The sequence below is a fragment of the Nonomuraea sp. NPDC059007 genome (genome assembly GCF_042740555.1).
Taxonomy (GTDB): Bacteria; Actinomycetota; Actinomycetes; order Streptosporangiales; family Streptosporangiaceae; genus Nonomuraea.
The window spans coordinates 1-1,313 of the sequence record NZ_JBHYJD010000123.1 but is presented as its reverse complement, the minus strand read 5'-3'; the positions used below and the strand labels follow the sequence as shown (position 1 = coordinate 1,313).

Below are 1,313 nucleotides of genomic sequence, written 5' to 3'. Positions count from 1 at the left end.
TGTCAAGTTCCGGTACCCGCGCGACGGTGGAGTTCCGGTAGCTGTGCGACAGGCAGAGATGAGGAGTGCCAAGACGTTTCCCTGGCTCCCCGCTAGCCGCCTGCCGGGCGGGGGAACGGGCCCGCTGTCCAGGGTGGGCGTAGCCCATCGCGCAGCGACGCCGTAGGCGCCCTTGACCGTGGGCCCGAGAGCCTGCATTCTGACCCGGCGGGGCAGCCCGGGGCGGGCCTGGGGCCAGGTTAAGGTCCGGTCGAGGGGATCCGGGCGGAGGCCAGGTCCTTGGGCTTGGGCTTGGGCTTGCGCGGGCGGCCGCCCGGGGTGGCGAACGCGCCGTGTTCCTTGGCCCGGTCGTGCCGGATCGGATGCACCCGGATCACCACCTCATCGACGGACAGCTGCACCGACCCGGCCACGATCGACACCTGGATGCTGCGCCGGGCCCAGGCCCGGCCCGCCTGGTACATGGTGCCGGCGAACGACACGCCGCCGTCGCGGTCGGCGACCCGGGTCACCACCGGGCCGGTGCTGGGCGCCCGCGCCCGGTGCACCGGTTGGGCCCGGGTGCCCTTGCCGCCGGACCTGGCCCGCTGCACGTGGGTGGCCACCAGCACACCGCGGTGCAGCACCTCCACCAGCCCATCGCCGGCCACCACCTCCACCAATTCCCCGGCGAAGACCGGGCCGACCCGGTATGTGGCGCCGGCCAGCGAGATCCGCCCGTGCTGGTCGACCCAGCGGGTGATGCCCGGCGGCCGGGCGGTGCGCCGCCCCTGCCCTCGCGAAGATGCGCCGTCGGGCTCTGGCAGCGACCCCGCCGCCTGGATCGGCTCGGCCGCCTGCTCGCCGGCCTGCACCGGTGCCGCCTGCTGGGCGGCCAGCCGGAACCGCTCGATCGGCGAGCCGCCGCCCAGCGCCTGGTGCGGCCGGGTGGTGTTGTAGATCTGCACCCAGGCATCCAGCGCCGCCTGAGCCTGGGCCACGGTGGCATACCGGCGATCACACTCGGTGAAGTGCTCGCGCCGCATGGTCTTGTGCAGTCGCTCCACCTTCCCGGTGGTGGTCGGCGAGTACGGCGCGGTGAGCAGGTGCTTGATCCCGTTGTCGGTGCAGATCCGATCGAAGGCCACCGGACCGGGACCGGGACCGAACCGGGCGGTGAACACCTTGCCGTTGTCGGTGAGGATCTGCTCGGGCACCCCGTGCGCGGCCAGTGCCGCCCGCAGCGCCGCACACACCGGCCCGGAGGTGGCCCGCGCCACGATGGCGGCACACACCACGAACCGCGAATGATCATCGATCCCGGTCACCACCTT

At 73.3% G+C, this 1,313-nt stretch carries 1 protein-coding gene; it reads right to left on the bottom strand.

Annotation, left to right across the window (positions count from 1 at the left end; genetic code table 11):
* Window positions 1-239 precede the first annotated feature (239 nt).
* A partial coding sequence (locus tag ACFWY5_RS57985) for an integrase core domain-containing protein (RefSeq protein WP_379640398.1) occupies window positions 240-1,313 on the bottom strand: 1,074 nt, incomplete at its 5' end.